Raw genomic sequence first — 22,092 nt, 5'->3', positions numbered from 1 at the left:
GGTAAACCTATTCCACTTCTTGATCAGCTTGATCTTGTTGTAGGTGCTTTGATTTTTGCTTCAATTGTTGTTGTCATACCATGGGACATGCTTTTACTTTTATTTGTTATATCAATTATCTTACACCTTGCAGCTAATATTATTGCTTATCTGATTGGAATAAAGGATGTTTGGTACTGAACACCAAACACCAATATTTTTATTTTTTTAATCTTTTTATGATGTTTTTTTATTTTTAATAGTTTCCAATGTATGTTTATAGAAATTGTATGATTAATCTGGAAAATATTAATCATATATGCATAATAATATTCTAATAAGTATTAAAATTCTCAATTTTATCCCTAATTAAAAAATAAACTTTATTAGGGATTAATACAATATAATATAAATGTAAAAAATAGATAATGTAATATAAAAATTGAAATAAATTTCAATTTATTGTAGTACTTCTACTAATGTCTTAATTAGAGATTAGAAAGAGGATAAGATCATGGTTAACAAATCGCTGAATATTTTGTTAATAGAAGATAATCCTGCAGATGCGCGCTGGATATTAGAAGTCTTCAAAGATATGGATATAAAAAGTGATTTACATATTGTTAAAGACGGTATTGAAGCAATGGATTATTTAAATCGTAAAAAAAGTTTTAAAAATGTACCAGAACCAGATATTATCTTATTAGATTTAAGTTTACCACGTATGGATGGTTTTGAAGTACTTAAAAAAATTAAAAATGATAAAGACCTAAAGTCAATGCCTGTTGTGGTTATAACTGCTTCAGATTACCCTAATGATATTAATGAAGCTTATAAGAACTGTGCAAATTATTATATAAGTAAACCTGTTGATTTTGATATGGTAAATAAAATTTTGCATTGTGTAGAAGCTTAAAATGATTAAACAATAGAATCTATTTATTTTTCTTTTTAATACAAATAATAAGCAAATATAATAAAAATAGGAAACAAAGATTTGTTCATGTCAAGAAATGATATAATTAATCTTAGCATTGGCTTAACATTTTTTATCCTCTTTATCTACTTCTTATACCAAAAAAGTTATTTAATTGCAATTGGATGGCTAATATTAACTATTTCAGCATTATTAGGTTCTTATACTCCAAAAAAACAGGCTTTCGAGAAATAGAAATTCTTATAAATGTCATATTACCATTTATAGCTCTTGCAATCTTCATTTATGCAGTATTTTACACATAATACATAAAAAATTAATATTTTATTTTTTTGATACCATTAAAGAAGTTTATAACAGACATCAATCAGAGTATATGTAATATTGTAGGCTTCATTGTATTTACTCCATTCTGGAATTTCATAGACAAATGTAGGGTGTCCAGTTTTAGCCAGTGGTTTAGTAAATATCTCAGTAGAACTACCTTTTTTTCTGGGATTTGCATCTGAAGGACAGTATCTAAAATCCGGTAATGCTTTATCGATTTTTTCTCCAAGTTCAACTGATTTAGCATCCATTAAAGGAGTTGCAATATAAAATCCCTCACCATAACCTGGTTTATGATCATGACAGATTATCACAAGGTCATAATCAGATTTAGCAACATCAGAAATTATATAATCCGCAGCTAGTCCTTCACCTTTACTTCTACCACTTTTTACATAATCTGGATTTTCTTTAACCATAATTCTGTAATGTATAATTTCTACGTCATGAGATTGTGCGTAATTTTTCACCACATCAGAAGTAGTATTAATTGAGAGAGTTTCCCGTGGATGTATACCTGTTATAACAGCAACTTTAGTTTCTGATTTTTCATTATTATAAACATCTTTTGTGACATTTCCCCTGTAATCTGAGCCGAGAGTAACGCTTTCAGCTGGATTGGAATAATCTAAAGATCCTGCTATTGCTGTGATAATAACAATAAATCCAATAATGATAATAAAAGCTTTTTTAACCATTAAATCCCTCATATACTTTAAAGGGTTTGATTCAAACATATAAAAAGTTTTTCAAAAATTTTTAATAATATTATAAAAAATAATGAAAAAATAAGTTAAAATATCTGATTAATTTATTTTTAAAATATTAAAAGAAGCGTCAATTAAATTATTTGATTTAATAAATGATTCTATATACCCATTCCATTCAGGCATCTCATAAACAAATACAGGAGTCCCAGAATAGGCTATGGGATTATCAATTCTTTTAATTGAACTGCTTTGAGTTTTTTTACTTGTATCTCTCTGATAATAATTAAAGTCAGGTAAAAGATTATGTACTCCCTCAGCAAGTATAATTGATTTTGAGTCCATACTTGGTGTTGCAATGTAATATCCTTCACCATAGCCCCTTTCATGATCATGACAAATTATTACAAGACTGTAATCTGATTTTTTAATATCTGGAATCACATATTGAGCAACCAGGCTTTCACCATTTAAACGGCTTGTAGAAAAGACCTCAGGATTATCAGTAACCGTTACCTTGTAATTTATAATTTCAACATTATGTGTAAGTGCATATAACTTAATTACTTCAGGTACAACCACAGTAGATAAACCTTCACGCGGATGCATACCTGTTATAACTGCTATTTTAGGTCCAGTTGAACCATAATGGTTATAAATGTCTTTAGTTACATATCCTAGATTATTAGTACCTAATGTGGAATTATCACTGGAATTCAGTAAAATAAAAAATATAGCTCCAGCAATAAATATAAATAACATGATAATTGTTACTGTTTTCTTCATTAAATCACTTGGAAATTGTATAGTATTGAACTGATTTATTTAGGTTTGAATCCTTTTATATTTTACTGAAATTCATTTAAAAATCTAATCTAACTTATTACTGTTTATTTTTTAAAAATTGTTCCATCATTAATGCTGTTCCAACTGCAGGCGCTACAACACACTCTTCTTTAGTTAATAGCTTGTCCATCCCTATTGATTCAATTCCAACCATTTTTGATGCTTCTGCTCCAATTATATTCATTCCAAGGCCCGTAGTAACAACTTTATTAATACTCTCTCTTTTTGAAACCTCTAGTAAAGCTTCAGCAATTTTTTGAACCTGCATTTTATATATGTATCCTGCAATCTTTTCTATATCAAATTCACTTAACATGTCAAGATCTCCACATATAACCCTTGAAATTCTTCTCATGCATTCTTTCCCAGATTTTCCAGCCCCATCAGGAGTACTGCAAGTATAATCTTCTTCTGTTATATTTCCAAGAATTAAATGCACATCTGCGGTGATTGCAAAAAGTTCGGACGATATTCTAATCCATTCATCGTCCAGAGGTACTTTATCAACCAGTGCGGCTACATTTGTCCTTAAAGTCCCGCTGTAGACCAATTCTCCAGTTTTTAATCTTTCAAGATCTGATCTTCCCTTTGCAATCTCTAATCCATTTTTAATTGGAATTATATCAGTTGTAGTGCTCCCAGTATCTATCATTATACAATTATCCTCAATTTTAGACGCAATTTTTGCTGTGGCAATCCAGTTTGCCGCTGCAACTTCATCTGGTCTCTTAATTGTTTCATCAAAATCCAATAGACCATTGAGCCCTATGAATCCAACAGGTACCTCAAGACTTTCCTTAGATTTAACTGCAATGTCTTTAACCCCTTCTTTTTTTGTTTTATATGCATCAACAAGTTCAGCTGTCATGCAAATTCCTGCAGCATCAATTCTGTCTGCATCATCACCCAAAAGATCCAAAAGAGCTTTTCCAAGTTCATCTTTTTTTAGCCACATAGGAAAATATCTAAAATCGGTTCTAATACCTGTAATATTTCCTTTGTTATCAAAGTCCACAACTGCAAGGTCTGTGTTTGCTCCGCCTATGTCAAATCCTGCAATTTTCATAAAAGTCACTCATATTTTTTTAATTATTAATTCATTTCCTTCTTTATAAAACGATATATTTCCGTTTAAATTTACTTTTGAAGGTAATTTACCATGAATAGAATTTATTATCGCTTCGCCCAAATTTAAATCTAAAATTTCTCTTAAAGCAACATATGGAGTTGTAATTCTTGAATTTATCTCTACAAGATATGCCCTGTCACCAAGAATCATATCTACCCCAACATAACCTTTTAACCCTTTGATGGATTCTACAGCATTTTTTGCGATTTTTTTGGCTTCATCTTCAAGTTCATGTTCTAAAGGCACGTTTCCACCTTTGTAATTAATTCCATCTTGTGAAAGTTCAATATTCTGGTAATTCAAGCTTAATGGTAGTGCATCATTGCCATTACTTAACAGACTTACACTGGCTGAGGTACCTTCTATAAAATCCTGAACTATAAAATAAGGTATTCCTGTCTGTAAATTATAAACTGCCTCTTTAAATCCATTTAAATCATTAACAACAGTAATCCCAGAGCATGAAACCCCATCAGCAGGTTTTATAACTTTATTTTTGTTATCAAGATATTCATAATTATCAATTTCATCAAAAAATACTCTTTCTGTTTCTATTATAGGTATTTTTCCTTTTAACGATTGATACATCTCATATTTATCAGAACATTTCATTACAGCGTCAGAACTTGACCCTATCACTTCTATACCTTTTTTCTCGATTAATTCTATTATTCTGTACAAAATCAATTCTTCTTCCGGAGCTATTACAAGACATGAATCATAGCTGGAAATATTTTTATCTAACCATCCCATTAAATCCCCTTTAAGTTTAACAGGATTATTATAATTATCATTTAAATGATTGTAGACCTCTGAAACTAAGTAATCAACATTCTTACTCTTTAAATCATCTAAAAGGCCATTAAGCATTGCAGTACCTTCAGCATAGATTGAAGGATCTTTTATTCCCAAAGCTGTTGCATATTCAAGAATGAGTATTTTCAATATTATCCAACTCCCAAAAGAAAAATTAAAGTCTTCCAATACCCTTAAAAAGCACATCTTTTTCTTTAAATTCTGCAGGGTTTAGAATTGGTCTTGTGCAGATAAATAATTTATTCTCAATCATATCTGGCGTGATACTCCTGTATTCATCGTGATCAGTAATTAAAACAACAACATCACACTTTAGAACATATTCCATGCTCACAGGAGTTGCTCCAAATGATTTTATAATATCTATGGAAGTATGTGGATCATGAGCATATACTTCAGCTCCACTTCTCGCCAGAAGTTTTATTAGTGGTTGTGCAGGGGTTTCCCTGGCATCAGCAACATTTCCCTTATAAGCCACTCCTAAAATTCCTATTTTTGAGCCATTAATTTGTTTTCCCACATCTTTCAATGTTTCTTTTACTATTTCTGCAACATGTTCAGGCATTTTTTCATTAACAGCCCTTGCATTCTTTATCAAAGTAGCTTCTAATCCTTTTTTTTCAGCCATTTCAACTATAAAATATGGGTCAATAGATAAGCAGTGCCCACCTACTCCCGGACCGGGAATATGGATGTTAACCCTGGGATGATGATTTGCAGCCTCTATGGCATCTATTGCATCAATGCCCAGCTTTTCACATACCATTGCAAGCTCATTGGATAAAGCTATATTGGTATCTCTGTAAGTATTTTCCATCAATTTAACCATTTCTGCGGTAATCAGGTTTTTAACCTTTATTATTTTTCCATTTGTGATGTGTTCATAAAGAAGAGCTGCCTTATCTGCACTTTCCTTATTAATCCCCCCAATAACTCTTGCATTATGAGTCATTTCATAGATTGTATTGTTAGGAAGTGCTCTTTCGGGAGTACATGCTATTCCAAAATCATCTCCTGCCTTTAAACCGCTTTTTTCCAATATAGGAATCACGATGTCTTCACAGGTTTTTGGAGGTATTGTACTTTCTATAATAACAAGATCGTCTTTTTTAAGACCTTTTGAGATATTTTCACATGCTGATTTAACTGCAGAAAGGTCTGATTTTTTAAATTCATCAACTGGTGTGGGTACAATTACAATCATGACTTTAGAAGATTTAGAAGCGTTTATTCCATCTTCAGTTGCAATGAGTTTTCTATCTGCAACTGCCTTTTTAACCAGTTCATCAAGTCCGGGTTCTGCAACTGGAGAAATACCCTTATTTACAAGTTCTATGGTTTTTTTGTTAATATCGACCCCAATAACTTCTAAACCACTGTTTGCAAAAAGAGCTGCAGTTGGAAGTCCAATATGGCCTAAACCAAACACTGTGATCTTTGAGTTCTCTTGAATCATTTTTTTTAATCTCTTTGAAATTAATGAATTTAATCAATAAATTGGTCCACTAATAATAACTTATTTTTTAAATTAAGCTCATCGTGAGGATATAAAGGATTACCCTCTTCAAATACTATATTAACTCTTAAATTATCATTTATTTTCTCAAAATCTCTTAATTTAATGTTTTCATTTACTTTAATTAACTTGCGGGTTCTTTTTTTCATTATATTTTCAGGTACTGATATTTTAAGTTTGTTATCCTTATATAATCCTAATATTGCATCAAGAATTTTCTTTGATGAATTCCCATCTCCGTAGGGATTTCTAGCATTCTTCATTTTATTATATAAATCAGTGTTATTCATGATTTTTCTAACATTTTCGATGATATTTTCTTTATCTGCACCTGCAAGTATGTTTCCGCCTGCTTCAACGGTTTCTGGGCGTTCAGTATTATATCTTAGCGTTAAACAAGGGATATTTAAAGTGATGGCTTCTTCCTGCAGACCGCCAGAATCAGTCATAATTAATTTAGACTTTGATAAGAGAAGTAAAAAGTCAAGATAGCCTAATGGCTTTATAAGTTTTATATGTTCTGTATTTTCAATTTTTTCAAGTAAATCATATTTTTCAAGGTTTTTAACAGTTCTTGGATGTATTGGAAAAACAATAGTAAGTTCATTAAGTTCTATTAATGCTTCTACAATATTTTGAAGTCTCTCCTGATTGTCAACGTTCTCTGCCCTGTGCATGGTGAGCGTCATGATTTCTCCATGGAAATGGGGAGTTGAAATGATCTTTGATTTCTTTTCTGCTATCTTGAGATTTCTTATACATGCATCAACAACGGTATTTCCAGTTATAAAGATATCTTCAGGATTTATACCTGCAAAAAGTAAATTTAAGGCAGATTCTTCGGTAGGCACAAAATAAAGCTTTGAACAAACATCTGCAACTTCTCTGTTGATTTCTTCAGGCATTGATTTGTCATATGACCTTAAACCCGCCTCAACATGCCCTACGGGAATATGAAGCTTTGATGCCACAATTGCACCAGAAAGCACGGCGTTAGTATCTCCCTGCACAAGCACCAAATCAGGCTGTTCTGCAATTAAAACATCTTCTATGCCCTTAATCATGTTAGCTGTTTGTTCCCCGTGAGATCCAGAGCCTACACCTATATTATAATCAGGTTTTCTTAATTCTAAATCAATGAAAAACTGGTCTGACATTTCATGATCATAATGCTGTCCAGTATGAATTAAAACGTAATTGATGCCCCTGTTTTCAATTTCATCAATTACAGGAGCCATTTTAATTATTTCCGGCCTTGTTCCAATTATAACTGCAATTTTAATTGACATTAATGAACATTAAATTTTATTCTTAATAAATTTAATTATAAATAATTAGAATTATTTATAAAATCTTATTCACGCCTTCTTTGAGCACGGTATTCATCTATAACTTTAAAAAGTTTATTTTCTTCCTCTTTTTTCCGTTTAGTTTCCACATTTTTCTTCCATTTTTCAATTTCCCTGTTTAAAACATCTTCTTCTATAACAGCAAATTCATCAATCATCTGGAGGTTGATACTATTTAAATCAAGTACTGGCACCATATTCTTTTCAAATTCTTCTTCTGCAGGATGCGACATTTTATCTGCAGCAATAACAGCTTTTACGCCAATTTCATTTATTAAGGAAGCTGTTTGTGAGCCCCCTCCCTCTGTACTTGACAAAAGCACTATATCGCCTTTTTTAATCTTCCAGTAATCACATGCATTCCTTATTCCTTCCCTGGTGAATGTTTCAATGATCTTTACAGGAACTCCTTTTTTAGATAATTCCATTACCCTGATCTTCTTTATAGACCTCATGTTTTCCTCAAGTTTTTCTCTGAGGGCTTTTTCTCGGGTATATTTCTCCTGAAGGCCTTTTATTATTGCTACTTTTGATATTATTTCTTTTTTACGCAGAATATCCCTGGAATAATCATAATGAAGTTTATCTATCTTTTCTTGAAGTTTTGAAATCTTTGTTTTATGTTTACTTAAATCTTTTTTAAGGAGCTTATTTTTACGTTTTAAATTTTTTATCTGTTTTTCCTGAGACTTTATCCTTTGTTTAAGTCTTCTGGCAGTTTTTTCAATTTTTTGAATTTTTTCTGCATCTAAATGTTCTATATCCTGTTCAATCTCTTCAATTTGAGATTCAAGCTCTTCATGCGGACTCTCAGCCAATCTCAATGCATCATTAATTGCTGAAGTTATTGGTCTTCCTCGAATAACCTCTGCCTTAATATCATCCACTTCATCAGAAGATAAATCAAGCTTTTCAGTCCGTTTTTCAATTTGCTGCATCTTATTCTGGTAATGTTTATATGTTTTAATTGCTGCTGCAAGAGAATCTCTCTCATGGGCATTTTCGGGATATTTTGATGCGCTGATTTCATTTAAATAACTTTCTACAAGTTCTGTCTTTGAACTAACTGAAAGTATCTTATTTGGAGAATAAATCTTAGAATTAAGAGTTGATGCGAGCTTTTTAACCATTTTAGGTGGCGGATAAACATCTGTAGCTATTAAAATAGCTTTTCCATAGCTTATAATATGTTTTATTACTTCTGATCTGGACATTTCCTTACAGCTTTTTATAGAAATCAAATTTCCAGAAAGGTCCAGAATTGCTATTCCCACAGTTAATCCAGGATCAAAACCCACTATAATCCATTTCTGCCTTTCATTTGATGTTGAGGCCGTTAAAAATAAGTCTTGGTTTTCGGTTTTTTCTATTTCACCGATATTTTTATAAACCAGTCAATTTCCTCCTGAATGGACATTTATTTGGATATTTCACTCGTTAAGTAATGAAATTGTATTTTTTCAATAGATATATTAAAAATTAATACAATTTATATTTATTTATTAAATGCATAATTAACGATATTCTATAGTATTTTATTCCAAAAAGCATGAATAATTAATTATAATTAATTTAAGTATATCTAATGAATTTATTTAAAATCAAGCTTTTTCTATGGCCTTTTTAATTTCATGACTCAGTTTCTGTAATTTTCCAGAAGATTTAGCCTCTACATATACTCTCATTAATGGTTCAAACCTTGATGGTCTCACCAGTACAAATGAATCATTTCCCCTAATTTTAATGCCTTCTGTAGTATCAATTTCGGTATTTGTCCCTATTTTTTCTTTTAAACTTTCAAGAACCTTGTCTTTTTCATCATGCTGGCATTCTATTGAAAATTCTGTTCTTGGATATTCTGGAATCTCACCGATTAATGTTGAAAGCGTTTTATTATGTTTACATATAGTTTCGAGTACTTTAACTGCCGCAAATATTGCATCAAAGCATTTTTGAAACTCAGGGAATACATACATTCCCGAATCATCCCCACCGAATACCGCGTTATTCTTTATTATTTCATCCAGCACATTGTTCATTGGTGCTTTAATTAGATTACCGCCGTAATCTGACACAATTTCCTCTAATGACATGGATGCTGTAATTGAGGATACTATGGTTCCTTTTGGGTTTTTAATCAAATATTCTCTTGCCAGTAAGCCCAGAATAGTCTGATCTCTGATCATAGTTCCCTTTTCATCTATAAAAACAACTCTGTCCCCATCATTATCCATTGAAATCCCGATATCAGCCCCCACAGCTTTTACAAGGTTTGATACCAGAGAAATACTTTCAGGGGTTGGTTCGGCAAATTTTCTTGAAGCTGCATAGGTGGGTTGACATCCGAAAAGTATGGCCTCTGAACCTAATTTACTTAATATTTCAGGCAGAAATGGGACTGAAGAACCGTTTGCACAATCCAGCACCACTTTAGGTGCCATGGAGCTTATTAATTCTTTTTCTATGTTTTTTAAGACGGCTTTCATATATTTATCAACATAATCATGGACATATGAAAGTTCACCAACGCTATCCCATTTTACTTTTTCAGCGTGTCTTTGAACAAGAGGTATATCATGATTGCTGAAGATTTTTATGTCTATTTCTTCAGGATGCATATGAGAAGCCGTAACAGTAACAATAACGTCAGTATTATACAGATGTGCCCCATAATGAACTGTTGGTATCGGTGATATTCCAAAATCTATTACATTTATTCCGGATGCTAATATACCAGCAGTTAATGACCTTTTTATCATCTGCGAAGCTGTGTTGATGTCTCTTCCAACGACTACGGTCTTGCCTGGACGCATAAAATTTCCAATGATGTTTCCGAGATTTGAGGCAAATTCATTTGTTATTTCAGAATTAACCACTCCTTTAATCTCCTTTATATATGAAGACATTTTTACCCTCAATATATTAAAAACTGTTAAATTGGAAGGTGGGAAACCTTAATTATTCCTCATCAGGTTTCCTAAAATTTAAAAAAAAATATAAATCATCTATTTTGCTTCCATTACATAATCTGAATCTATTATTGAATTTGGGACTATTTTCATGTTGTTGCTAATTGACCTTGAAGATCTTACAACACTGTTTTTCCCAATTTCAACAAGACTTCCTGTTACAACGCCGCTTTCAATAATCGAATTTTTTTCAATCAGACACTTGGTGTCTATTATACATTCTGTAAGAAAAGCATTATCTTCAACTATGCTGTTTGAAAGAAGTACAGCTGCGTCAATATTTACATCCTTTCCAATTGTTACATTATCCCCAATTACACTTCCTTTTGATATTTTGCTTCCTTTTTCAATTGTACAGTTATCTCCAATAACAACCGGACCTTCTATCCTGGCTTTTTTATCTATTGAAACATTTTCTCCAACCCATATATTTCCTATTTTCCCAATGCTTTCTTCTATTTTGGTTTCTAGATTTTGTTCCATTTTCTGTTCTAAAATATCATATGTAGCTTCCAGATAAGTTTCAGGACGTCCAATATCATTCCAGTACCCATTAAAAACATATCCGAATATTCTGGCATTCTGTTTTATAACTTCTGGGAAAATATCTTTTGAAAAATCGACTTCTCCTTCTTTTCCTTCAAAAAATTCGAATATTTCAGGTTCGAAAACATAAATCCCGGTATTTGCAACATTGCTGAATACTTGGTCAGGGGATGGTTTTTCCAAATATTCAGTTATTTTGTTGTTTTGATCCATTACTGCTATTCCAAAATGAGTAGGATCTTCGACTTCTGTTAAGACCATGGTGGCAACTGCATTTTTTTCTTTATGGAACTTAATTACATCTCTAAAATCTACATCAGTAAGTACATCTCCACTTACAACCATAAATGTATCATCTATATATTTTTCTATTTTTTTAACGCTTCCTCCAGTCCCTAATGGCCATTTTTCCACAGAATATCTTATATTCATATCAAAATCAGAACCATCTTTAAAATGGTTCTTAATATGGGTTGACATATAGTTTAAAGTCATTATAATGTCTTTAAAACCAAAACCTTTCAATCTATTAAGAGTATATTGTGCTATTGGCCTATTTACCAGAGGTACCATAGGCTTTGGCCTTACCAAAGTTAAAGGCCTTAATCTTGTTCCCTTTCCACCTGCCATCATTATCGTCTTTATAATATCACCTATTGTAATTTTAGTATTAATAGTAACATATTGTGATAAACACTTAAATAATTATCGTTTTTAAAAATAAAATGAGAATATGGATTATTCCAGTTTAAGAGCAATTGATATTCCTTATTTTCATAAGCATCTGTGGAGATAATTAAAAAAAGGAATGAACTTTGTTTACTATTTTAAATTTAAATTAATGAAGTTTTAATGATTTAAATGTCTAATAATTCCTTTAAGATAATTTAATGTATTCATTATCCATATATTCAATTTTTATACATTTTACATTAATATTAACAGTTGATTGATCTTTATTTGAATATAAATAGACATAATACTTAAATTACACAACATAGTTCGTATTTAATTGTTATAAATTCATTAAATACATTATAAAAAAAAAAGAAGTGTCAATAATGATTTAAAAATAAAAATACATGTTTTAAAGCCAATTTGATTATGTATTTTATCTCAATAACTGATCAATTTATTAATCATCGCCTTTTCTGCAGCTGAAATGGTTCTATTATACTTGAATTCTTCATTTAAAGTTGATAAGAACTTATTTCTTGCATATTCATCAAGTTTAAATTTTATATTTTCATAAAATGTATCCATTAAAATTAATCCCTCCGGCTGCATAGGGGCGATAGCTGCTTTAAATGATGGATCAAATAATTTTTTTAGTTCTTTTAAGCTTAACTCATTATTTCCAATTGAATATAAAACTGAGGCAATTTTGCGAACCATATTCCAGAGAAAACTTTCGCCAAAAACATCAATTATGATTATATCATCAATTTCTGAAATCTCTACCTTATCAATAGTTCTCATTGGATTTCTTTCGCTTCTTTTTGAGAAATTGGAGAAATCATATGTTCCTTGAAACTCTTTTGAGGCTTTTTTCATTTTATCAATGTTCAGATCATTCACATTTACAATAACATATCTGTAGTGTCTGCTCTTTGCATATCTCGGTTTAAACCCAAAAGGCACTCCTGCCTTCGCCAAAATCCTTATATTTTTAGGTAGATGGTCATTTATTTGATTTATAACCACTTTTCCAGGAGTTATAAAAGAAATAACATTTCCAAGAGCATGTACACCTCTGTCAGTTCTACCAGCTATTGAATATCCTGAATCCTTTAAATTTTCTATTAAACCAGCTTCTTTTAAAGCTCTGATAAGCTCATTTTCAACTGTATTAAAATTGGGCTGCCTCGCGAATCCATAGTAATCTGTTCCAATGTATGCAACTTTTAAAGCTACTTTCCGCACTGTTTCACCTTTAATCTTAAAAAATCGAGAGAATGTTAAATATTGTATTTCTAAATAATAGAATATTTCTATTAATATCTTTAAACAATGAATTACTTATTTAAAAAATAAAAATTTAAAGTTATTTACGAATTCCAACCCTAGGAGGGAATGATTCACAAACATTTGGATATTTTCTTTTCATTTCCTGTTCTAATTTTTCTATAATTTCTTCTTCAAGTTCCATTGATTTCTCTGTTGATATTGAAAAAGAATTATCACTAATTGAAGCATTGAATGTTTCTTCTCCAAGACTTAATATGAAATCAACGTTTTTTCCATTCTCCATATTTCCTATAACATCATCTAATATTTCATCAGTTAATTTAAGGAATTTATGTTCTTCTGCCCTGTATACTTCTCCATCTGTACTTATCTCTTTAATAAGAAATGGTGCACATCCTTCTGTTCTTGCACCTTTCCTATTTGTCCAGAATAAGGCTGTTAAAAGCTTTTTTTTCAGATCCATAGTTCCTGTTATTTTCATTGATTTCATCCTGAAACCTCCTTTACTATAAACAAAGGCATAATCTTATTATTCTCTTGTATAATTTGTGTTACAAAATTTATATAAATATCGGAAAATAATAAATGAAAATTTAAATTTTTTTGACCAATATTTTTAAAAATCAATATAGTTACTCAATTTATTTGTCCCAATATCCTTATGCTCAAATATAAATACCTCCTGATTCAATATTATGATTTTTCAAGACCCTATGGAAAAATCTAAATACTAAATTAAACATATGATAACATTGTAAAATATTATAGAGGTATGAACGAAATGGGACTATTTAGAAAACAGAGTACTCATAAAAAGAAATCAAATGATAATGAATATGCTGACATTATTGAAGAAGTGAATCACTGTAAAGGTAAAGATCTGGAAGCTTTGCTTGAAAAAATAGAACTTGAAATTAAAAAAAGTGATAAAAAGGATAGAAAACTTTTATCTGCAAAAACTATGGTAACAAGTAGAATTGCAGTTAGAAATAGTGCTAAATAATTAATTTTTAGAGAAATATAATTCTTTTAAGCACATTTTTAGTTTTATATAGACTATAATTTGATTTAATATTCTAATTTTACAAAAAATTTAAACGAATAAAAATAAACATCATTTGAAAGGTGATATTATGTCAAAAATGCTGATTATTCCTGCTGTTGATATTAAAGGTGGTAAATGCGTCCAGCTAGTTCAGGGAGAGCCAGGAACTGAACAGGTAGTGATAGAAAACCCTGTAAATGTTGCAAAAGAATGGGAAAAAATGGGGGCCAGTATTTTACATATCATTGATTTAGATGGGGCTTTTGGGGACAAAGGAAATATTGACATTATAAAGAAGATTGTTGAAAGTGTAGATGTACCTGTACAGGTCGGCGGAGGTATAAGAACAAAAGAAGATGCTGAAAATCTGCTTAAAATGGGTGTCGACAGAATCATCCTTGGTACCATGGCAGTGGAAAATCCTAAAGTTGTCCAGGAACTTTCAAAAAAGTATGGAAAGGAAAGAATTATAGTTGCACTTGATAGTAAGGATTCAAAAGTCGTGGTCAAAGGATGGACAGAAAAAACACCGAAAAGCGCGCCAGAATTCGGTAAAATATTTGAAGAACACGGTGCTGGCGGTATTTTATTCACAAATGTTGATTATGAAGGGTTATTAAAAGGTTTTGATACTGAACCACTTATAGAACTCCTAAATGAGGTGAGTATACCGGTTATTTATGCTGGAGGGGTTACATCAATTGACGATATCAGAAAACTCAGCAAAACCAGTGTTAGTGGAGTGGTAGTTGGTTCTGCATTGTATAAAGGAAAAATTGAGTTTCAGGAAGCCCTCAGAATATAAAATAATTTGATTTTAAATTATATTTTTTATACACTTTTTAGACAAGACTATTTATTATAATATCATTTTCAAAACAGTATACAGCCTTTCTTATTTTTAGAATCTGATCAGGGTTTGTAGAAACACAATCTATGCCAAATCCAACCAGTTTTTTTACAATTTCTGGAACTCCTGCAGAATGTCCGCATATGCAGCTTTCTATCCCGTTCTTATTGCATTTTTTAATTACACTTTCCACCATCATTAAAACAGCCGGATGCATTAAATTAAAATGTTTTGCCACTTTAACGCTTCTTCTATCCACTGCAAGGGAACACATGGCAAGATCGCTCATACCAAGTGTCATGAAATCTATTCCTTCTTTTAAAAAGTCATCAAAGGTTAAAGCTGCAGAGGGAGTTTCTATAGAAACTCCGAAATCAATATCTTTATGGGGCTTCACCCCAACATCTTTTAAAATCTTTTTTGAGAGAACATATTCATTAATATCTCTTACAAATGGAATTTTAATGCCTAAATTGTTGTATCCTTCCTCTAAAAGAATTTTTACAGCTTCAAACTCTGCTTTTAATATTGCTACATTTTTTAAATCTTTATATATTCCTCTAAGGCCTAATAGCGGGTTATTTTCATCAGGTTCATAATTTCCGCCTTTTAATCGTTTCAACTCATCAGTGGGTATGTCAAATGTCCTGAACCAGACCGGTTTCGGATAAAATGCATCAACTATTTTTCTTACACCATCCACAATAACTGTTGTTAACTCATCATCCTCCAAAAGTCTGTATGGATGTTTTAAAGTTCTTGTAATCATATTTTCAATTCTTATTGAACCTACACCATCTGAATAAGGTTCAGCTCTTTTTGCAATTTCAGGGACATTTATATTTACTTTAATTCTGGTTGAAGGGTTATACAATTCGAAAAGTTCTTTTTCGCTTTCAAATTCTATGAAACCACCATATATGTTGCCTGTTCTTCCATCAACCGTCACTATCATTCCATTTTCAAGTTTTTCAGTTGCATTCATGGTTCCGACGATGCATGGGACTTTCATCTCCCTTAAAACAATAGCCACATGACTTGTTATTCCCCCATAATCAGTAATAACTCCTCCTGCTGTTTGAAGATGTAAAAGCATGTCTCTTGAAGCTTTTGAAACAACTACAATTTCTCCACTTTTAATTTTAAAAATATCATCTTCATTTTTAATTTTTCTTACTTTTCCAACACCTACATAAGAACTTGTACCTATTCCCTTCAAAAGCTTCATATTAACATGTATATTCTTATTATAGAAATATATTTACCTAATTAAAAAACTTAAGATCAAAAATAGAAACATACTTAACAATAATCATTGATTAAAAATTTATGCAATACAGAAACTATTTAAGAAAAATGGCCAGGTGAAGAGATGACAAGAGTTATGGCAACAGGAACATTTGATATAATACATTCAGGACATGGACTTTACCTAGAAGAAGCAAAAAAACTTGGTGGAGAAGATTCCGAGTTAATTGTGGTTATAGCAAGGGATGCCACTGTCAGGGCAAAGAAAAGAGTACCAGTGGTGAGCGAAGAACAGAGACTGGAAGTTGTTAAGATGCTTAAACCTGTTGATGAAGCTTATTTAGGACATGTTGGTGATATCTTTAAAATTGTACATGAAATAAAGCCAGATATTATTGCAATTGGTCCGGATCAAAATTTTGATTTAGAAGAACTTAAAAAAGAACTTAGTAATAGAGGAATTAATGTAGAAGTTGTTAAAATTACAAAATATAAGAAAGCACCCCTTGACAGTTCATGTAAAATAATTAAAAAGATTAAAGGAATGGAATTTGATGAAAAAATATTTAAAAATTGTCAACATTAGTTTTTAATTTTTTAACCCGGTTTAAAACAAATGTTCAATATTTATACCATTATATCAAATTCTAATATGTAAGATGGTAATATGAATGGAGAATATTCAGCCTATGCTGCCGGATTTATAACAACATTTTTAATATCCTTAATTTTAGCTATATATGCATTTAAAAGGCGCTCCATTAAATTACACACTTTTTTTATCCTTGTAATGTTTTCAATATGTATATGGTCCCTTGGATCACTAATGGAATTATTATCACCAGTAATAAGCCAAAAAATACTCTGGGCAAAAATCAGCTATATTGGAATAACAACAGTTGCTCCATTTCTATTTCTATTTGTGTTAAGCTATGGAAAATATGAAAAATACCTTAAGAATTTTAATATATTGCTCTTAATGATAACACCCGTTGTTATCACTATTTTAGCATTTACAAATGAATTCCATAAACTTATATGGACAAATATCATTCCTGTTTCAACCAATATAGGCACAGTACTTGTTTATGAACATGGACTGGCTGTTTGGTTAAACCTTATTTATTCTTATCCATTACTTCTAATGGGAATGTTCTTAATGACTTATATATTCTTTAATTCTACAAAAATATATAAAATACAGACTTCAGTAGCTTTAATTGGCATCGCATTCCCGCTCGTTATTAATATAATTTATCTAACAGGAAATTTACCTGCACTTATTGATTTAACACCTATTGCCTTTTGTTTAACAAGTTTATTAGCTGCCATGGCCGTTTTTAAATTTCAATTACTTAATATTTTACCATTAGCCCACAAAAATCTTTTTAATAACATGACCAATGGATTTATGGTGTTTGATGCTGAAGATATCCTGGTTGAAATTAATCGACCTGCAGAAGAGATGTTTCAAATAACTTCAAACGATATAGGTAAAAAATTTGATGATATTTTTGAAAAAGAAGAGCAAATAAAATCTCTTTATTTAAATTCAAATATAGAAAGTCATGAAATTCTCTTAAAAAATCATTTATGGGTTGAAGTTAGGATTACGCCCCTATATGAAAATTTTGGTGTTCCCTTTGGAAAATTAATTATAATTACCAACATAGACAAACGAAAATCGTATGAAACAGCTTTAAAAGAGAAACAGAGGACCCTTGAAACATTGATAAGTAATTTACCCGGTGTTGCATATAAATGCAGAAATGACCCCCATTGGACAATGATATTTGTAAGTGAGGGTTGTCTGGAATTAACAGGATATCCAGTTGAAGATTTGTTAATGAATAAAAAAATTTCTTTCAATGATATAATACATCCTGATGACCGTGAATATGTTTGGAATGAAATCCAGAAATCTCTAAAAGACAATAAAGCATTTAAAATTATTTATAGAATAAAAACTGCAGATTCAAAAGAAAAATATGTTTGGGAACAGGGCAGATTTGTATATTCCAATGAAGAAGAATTACCAATATTAGAAGGTTTCATAACAGATATTACTGACAGCGTTAAAGCAGAAGAAATGCTTAAAAAGTCTTTGAAAGAAAAAAACATCCTTTTACAGGAAATTCATCACCGTGTTAAAAATAATATGCAAATAATTTCCAGTTTACTGAATCTACAGTCAAGATATTTGGATGATGAAGGGGCTTTAAACCTTTTAAAAGAAAGTCAAGGACGTATTAAGGCAATGGCGCTAGTGCACGAAAAATTATATCAATCAGATAGTCTTGCAAGAATTAATTTTGATGAATATGTCAAAAGTCTGATCAATGAACTTTATCGTTCCTACAGAATCAATAAAAATTTGTTAAATATAAACATTGAAATCGAAGAAATTTACCTCGATATTGATGCTGCAATCCCCTGCAGCCTTATAATCAATGAATTGATATCCAATATTTTAAAACATGCATTTCCCGACATCCATAATCCTGAAACTAATCCTTTTTCAGATGAAAAGAATGGGGGAAATGTTTACATGAAACTTTCAAAAAATGAGGATAGATTTAGATTAATTATTAGCGATGACGGTATTGGATTACCCCGTGATATAGACCTAAATAATACAAAAACATTGGGCTTACAATTAGTAAATGCCCTTGTAGATCAGCTGAATGGTACAATAGAAGTTCAAAGATACAATGGGACCAAATACGTAATTAATTTTGATGAACGGAATTCTAAAGGCATTGACTAATTTATTGGTTATCACCATTTAAAAAAAATTGAGACATATACTCCCACCTAGAAAGGTAATGAAGCATATGTACCCTTTAAAGTGTATGTAGCTGTATTCCAGTTGTTTACAACTCCAAAGGTGTTTCTGGAACTGGTTGCGTCTGCAGCATACCATTTGCCATCTACCCATATTCTGGCCCAAACGTGTCCATATACGTTGCCGCTTGTAAACCGACAACTACCATGGACATACATGGCAGGTAGACCTACAGCTCTTGAAAGAGCAATAACAAGATGTGCTGTATCCACACAGTTTCCTGTTCTTGCATTTAAAGTTCCTACTGCACCATATTTGGTGTTATAATAAAAGGAATAACCTATTTTGTCTCTTACCCAGTTGAATATTGCCACTGCTTTATCGTATGCAGAAGTTTTACCACTTGTTATTGATGCTGCAAGTGATTTAATCTGTGCATTGGTCACCTGACAATTTGCTGTGGCTGCTAAATATTTCTGTAACTCATCTGGCACCTGCATGCTAGATGTTGAAACCTTGCTCCATGGATCCACTGAAACATAACCTGGAAGTCTGCTGTTGGTATTGTAGAAGCTGAGTATCTTCGAAAACATGTAAACTAAAGATTCATATTTCATTTCACCAAGAATGGTTGTAGCATGGTTGGGTATTGAATCATTTGCATCAATGAACGCTTTTACTCTTTTTGCAAGGTCAATATATCCTGTTTCGTCTATTGTTCCATTATTAATACTTTCACTTGGGGTTACTGGAGCTTTTACTGTTTTAAGTGATACTGGCGCTTTTGATCCATCATTAATTTCAATTGTTCCAATCAGTAACAATCTTAAGAAGTCAGTCATTTTAACCTGTTCATTACCAACTGTTACATAATTTGGAAGTGCTTTATTGGTCTCAATGTACGTTTTAACGCTTGTCGCTGCTTTTTTAATCTGATCTAAACTGAAAGTTGTTGTTGAAATTGTACTCACTTTTGGTGAGGCTATTTTCATCGCTGGATTCATTGAAACGTAATTTGGTAGATAATTGTTTGTCTTAGAGAAGTTCAGGATTTTAGCGTACATGTAAACCAGAGATTCATATGGAATCTTTCCAAGTTTAGTTGTAGAATAATTCGGTACTGCACCATTGGTACTGATAAATGTATTTATTCTGTTTGCAATGTCCAGATATCCTGCTTTATTGATGTTTCCACTTACAAATGATCCTGTAGAACCTGTAGGGGCAAAAACATTCTGGAGTGTTATTGTTGTTGTTTTTCCACTGTTCAATTGTAAAACACTTGTTGTCATTAGTTTAAGGAAGTCTGATATTTTAACCTGGGTTGTACCTACGGTTACAAAGTTTGGAAGCATTTTGTTGGTTTCAATAAACGCTTTAACTTTACTGGCAGCGTCCTTAATCTGGCTTAAGGTAAAGCTTGGTGGCTTTAAGAAATCCTGACTGACCATTCCATATCTGAACAGTGCATATCCAGATGCGCCGTTTTCTGTTGCCGATTTAATGTCCTGATTTAAATCATCTGCAGTTAACAATGATGTATCATAGTCTGAAACGTATGTTTGAAGTCCTGCAACCACCGGTTTCCCACCTACTTGATCAACAATGTATTTTGTAGCTGAACCAATCCATGAGGTGTCCTGTCCATAGTTTCCCTTGTAAATCATTGGAACAATGAAATCAAGGTAAGGTGCAAGTGCTTTGTAGTCTTGACCATAAATGTTTGCGTTGTTAGCTCCTTCTGGCATTACTGCCATTGAAACAGCTACTTTCGGTTTGATGGATTTTACTGTATTGTATACGTCCTTTACAAATGAAGTTATTGTGTTTGTTGCACCAGGATGCATTTTAGCTGCATTTTCGCCAACTCCTGAGTATCTCACATAATCAAGATGAATACCATCTATTGAATAATTTTTAGTGATGTCAGTTATGAAGTTCAATAGAGTGCTTCTTTGAGTGGTATTGGCTGGATCAATCCAGTTACCATTTGCATCCTTAAAACACGTGATCCATGCATGGATTCTAATTCCTGAATTCTGGAATTTTCCCAGGATGTCCTTCAATACGCTTTCATATGTTGGAGTTGAAATTCTGTTTGTTTTAACAAATATATCGGTTATATTTGCATTCTTAAGTTCACTCAAGGTAATAGTGCTTGCATCTTCTGCTTTTAGCCAGATGCCACGAATGTTAACGTATGTTTCCCCTGCTGCAGCCTGTAAATTTCCTGAATTCACTGAATCTTGTATGGATTCTTTTTTTTGCGCTGAATCTGAAACTGTATCTACTGAATTTTGGTTGCTATTTAATGCAGATAAATCTGCGTTTTGTTTGTTTGCCTCTTCAGTTACTGTATTTTGGCTGTTTAAAGATGTATTATTCTGGATATTTTGTTGTGTTATGCTCGAAGTTTCTAACTGCTCATCTTCACTGGTTTCAGTGTTTATTGGAGTATTTTGGTTATTGTTTGTTGTTTGAATTGCATTCTTTTCTTGTATCGTATTTTGAGTTTCCTTTGAGACTACATTATCCACTGGGTATTGGATATTTGCTGTATTTTCATTATTTAAGCTGGAATTTACGATATTTTCCGCTGTTTGCTGACTTTCAGCAGCAGCAAATGTACTACCAACTGTAGATATACACATGCCGCAAATAAGTAGCATTACAAGCAACGAGTGTCGCTTGATTATACCGCCTCCTGTTTATCCAAATTGTAAATAAACCCTAAATTAAAGGTATTTTATTTACAAGTGAGGATAGTGTTATTAAACATATAAATCTTTTGGTCTAAAATCAAAAATAAAGGGAATATATAGCTTTTTTTAACATTTAAAACATTTTAATAGCGTTTTATTATTTGCATTTATTGGTCTTTGTTATCCATTAACATTCGTTATACATTATATCATCCAAAACCAAATTCTAATAAATTTAGCTATTTATAAGTTTTTATCAATTTATATTTCAATTTTTAATCAATAATCAAGTGTTTATAGGTTTAAATTCAAAAATAGGCCAATATATAGATATTTTAAACATTTAATTATTTATATTGAGTTATATTTAATG

19 protein-coding genes are annotated in these 22,092 nt (G+C 31.4%); 6 read left to right on the top strand and 13 right to left on the bottom strand.

Annotation, left to right across the window (positions count from 1 at the left end; translation table 11 throughout):
• A partial coding sequence (locus QMD61_06180) for a CDP-archaeol synthase (protein MDI6724216.1) occupies positions 1-180 on the top strand: 180 nt, incomplete at its 5' end.
• 313 nt (positions 181-493) lie between these two features.
• Positions 494-895: a response regulator gene (locus QMD61_06175; GenBank protein ID MDI6724215.1), complete on the top strand. Its 402-nt coding sequence runs from the start codon at positions 494-496 to the stop codon at positions 893-895.
• 362 nt (positions 896-1,257) lie between these two features.
• Here the strand turns inward: QMD61_06175 and QMD61_06170 are convergent, their stop codons facing one another.
• The 11 genes from QMD61_06170 to QMD61_06120 form a co-directional block, all read right to left on the bottom strand.
• Complete coding sequence (locus QMD61_06170) at positions 1,258-1,941, bottom strand: hypothetical protein (protein MDI6724214.1); 684 nt, start codon at positions 1,939-1,941, stop codon at positions 1,258-1,260.
• A gap of 108 nt (positions 1,942-2,049) precedes the next feature.
• The gene (locus tag QMD61_06165; GenBank protein MDI6724213.1) at positions 2,050-2,736 is read right to left on the bottom strand and encodes a hypothetical protein; all 687 of its coding nucleotides are present in this window, start codon (positions 2,734-2,736) and stop codon (positions 2,050-2,052) included.
• Between the two features lie 97 nt (positions 2,737-2,833).
• Positions 2,834-3,862: a hydantoinase/oxoprolinase family protein gene (locus tag QMD61_06160; protein MDI6724212.1), complete on the bottom strand. Its 1,029-nt coding sequence runs from the start codon at positions 3,860-3,862 to the stop codon at positions 2,834-2,836.
• A gap of 9 nt (positions 3,863-3,871) precedes the next feature.
• A complete protein-coding gene (locus tag QMD61_06155) occupies positions 3,872-4,870 on the bottom strand; it encodes an ATP-grasp domain-containing protein (protein MDI6724211.1) in 999 nt (332 codons plus the stop codon).
• Between the two features lie 25 nt (positions 4,871-4,895).
• On the bottom strand, positions 4,896-6,197 hold the full coding sequence (locus QMD61_06150) for a nucleotide sugar dehydrogenase (protein MDI6724210.1): 1,302 nt from the start codon (positions 6,195-6,197) through the stop codon (positions 4,896-4,898).
• A 29-nt stretch (positions 6,198-6,226) separates the two neighbouring features.
• Positions 6,227-7,540 carry a UDP-N-acetylglucosamine 2-epimerase (non-hydrolyzing) gene (gene wecB / locus QMD61_06145; protein ID MDI6724209.1) on the bottom strand — a complete coding sequence of 438 codons (1,314 nt, stop codon included), beginning with the start codon at positions 7,538-7,540 and terminating at the stop codon, positions 6,227-6,229.
• Positions 7,541-7,611: 71 nt separating this feature from the next.
• Entirely contained in the window at positions 7,612-8,976 is a 1,365-nt protein-coding gene (locus QMD61_06140; GenBank protein MDI6724208.1) for a DUF460 domain-containing protein, read from the bottom strand.
• Between the two features lie 231 nt (positions 8,977-9,207).
• On the bottom strand, positions 9,208-10,512 hold the full coding sequence (locus QMD61_06135) for a phosphomannomutase (protein MDI6724207.1): 1,305 nt from the start codon (positions 10,510-10,512) through the stop codon (positions 9,208-9,210).
• Between the two features lie 99 nt (positions 10,513-10,611).
• The gene (locus tag QMD61_06130) at positions 10,612-11,751 is read right to left on the bottom strand and encodes an NDP-sugar synthase (protein MDI6724206.1); all 1,140 of its coding nucleotides are present in this window, start codon (positions 11,749-11,751) and stop codon (positions 10,612-10,614) included.
• A 486-nt stretch (positions 11,752-12,237) separates the two neighbouring features.
• On the bottom strand, positions 12,238-13,044 hold the full coding sequence (gene truA / locus QMD61_06125) for a tRNA pseudouridine(38-40) synthase TruA (GenBank protein ID MDI6724205.1): 807 nt from the start codon (positions 13,042-13,044) through the stop codon (positions 12,238-12,240).
• A 121-nt stretch (positions 13,045-13,165) separates the two neighbouring features.
• Positions 13,166-13,579, bottom strand: coding sequence for a hypothetical protein (locus tag QMD61_06120; GenBank protein MDI6724204.1), 414 nt, complete (start codon positions 13,577-13,579; stop codon positions 13,166-13,168).
• A 282-nt stretch (positions 13,580-13,861) separates the two neighbouring features.
• On the opposite strand from QMD61_06120, the gene QMD61_06115 reads away from it, so the two are divergent.
• Both QMD61_06115 and hisA read left to right on the top strand, forming a co-directional pair.
• Positions 13,862-14,092, top strand: a complete 231-nt coding sequence (locus tag QMD61_06115; GenBank protein ID MDI6724203.1) for a hypothetical protein — start codon at positions 13,862-13,864, stop codon at positions 14,090-14,092.
• A gap of 130 nt (positions 14,093-14,222) precedes the next feature.
• Entirely contained in the window at positions 14,223-14,939 is a 717-nt protein-coding gene (gene hisA / locus QMD61_06110; GenBank protein MDI6724202.1) for a 1-(5-phosphoribosyl)-5-[(5-phosphoribosylamino)methylideneamino]imidazole-4-carboxamide isomerase, read from the top strand.
• A gap of 37 nt (positions 14,940-14,976) precedes the next feature.
• Here the strand turns inward: hisA and QMD61_06105 are convergent, their stop codons facing one another.
• On the bottom strand, positions 14,977-16,212 hold the full coding sequence (locus QMD61_06105; protein ID MDI6724201.1) for a PEP-utilizing enzyme: 1,236 nt from the start codon (positions 16,210-16,212) through the stop codon (positions 14,977-14,979).
• A 144-nt stretch (positions 16,213-16,356) separates the two neighbouring features.
• Here QMD61_06105 and QMD61_06100 point away from each other — a divergent pair, with 144 nt between their 5' ends.
• Together QMD61_06100 and QMD61_06095 are read left to right on the top strand one after the other, a co-directional pair.
• A complete protein-coding gene (locus tag QMD61_06100) occupies positions 16,357-16,818 on the top strand; it encodes an FAD synthase (GenBank protein MDI6724200.1) in 462 nt (153 codons plus the stop codon).
• 81 nt (positions 16,819-16,899) lie between these two features.
• Positions 16,900-18,999, top strand: coding sequence for a histidine kinase N-terminal 7TM domain-containing protein (locus QMD61_06095; protein ID MDI6724199.1), 2,100 nt, complete (start codon positions 16,900-16,902; stop codon positions 18,997-18,999).
• Between the two features lie 47 nt (positions 19,000-19,046).
• Here QMD61_06095 and QMD61_06090 read toward each other — a convergent pair whose 3' ends face one another.
• Positions 19,047-21,686, bottom strand: coding sequence for a pseudomurein-binding repeat-containing protein (locus tag QMD61_06090; protein MDI6724198.1), 2,640 nt, complete (start codon positions 21,684-21,686; stop codon positions 19,047-19,049).
• Positions 21,687-22,092: the final 406 nt, after the last annotated feature.

The sequence above is a fragment of the Methanobacterium sp. genome (assembly GCA_030017655.1).
Taxonomy (GTDB): Archaea; Methanobacteriota; Methanobacteria; order Methanobacteriales; family Methanobacteriaceae; genus Methanobacterium_D.
Note: the sequence above shows the minus strand (reverse complement) of the source record. Positions and strands in the feature narration are given on the sequence as shown.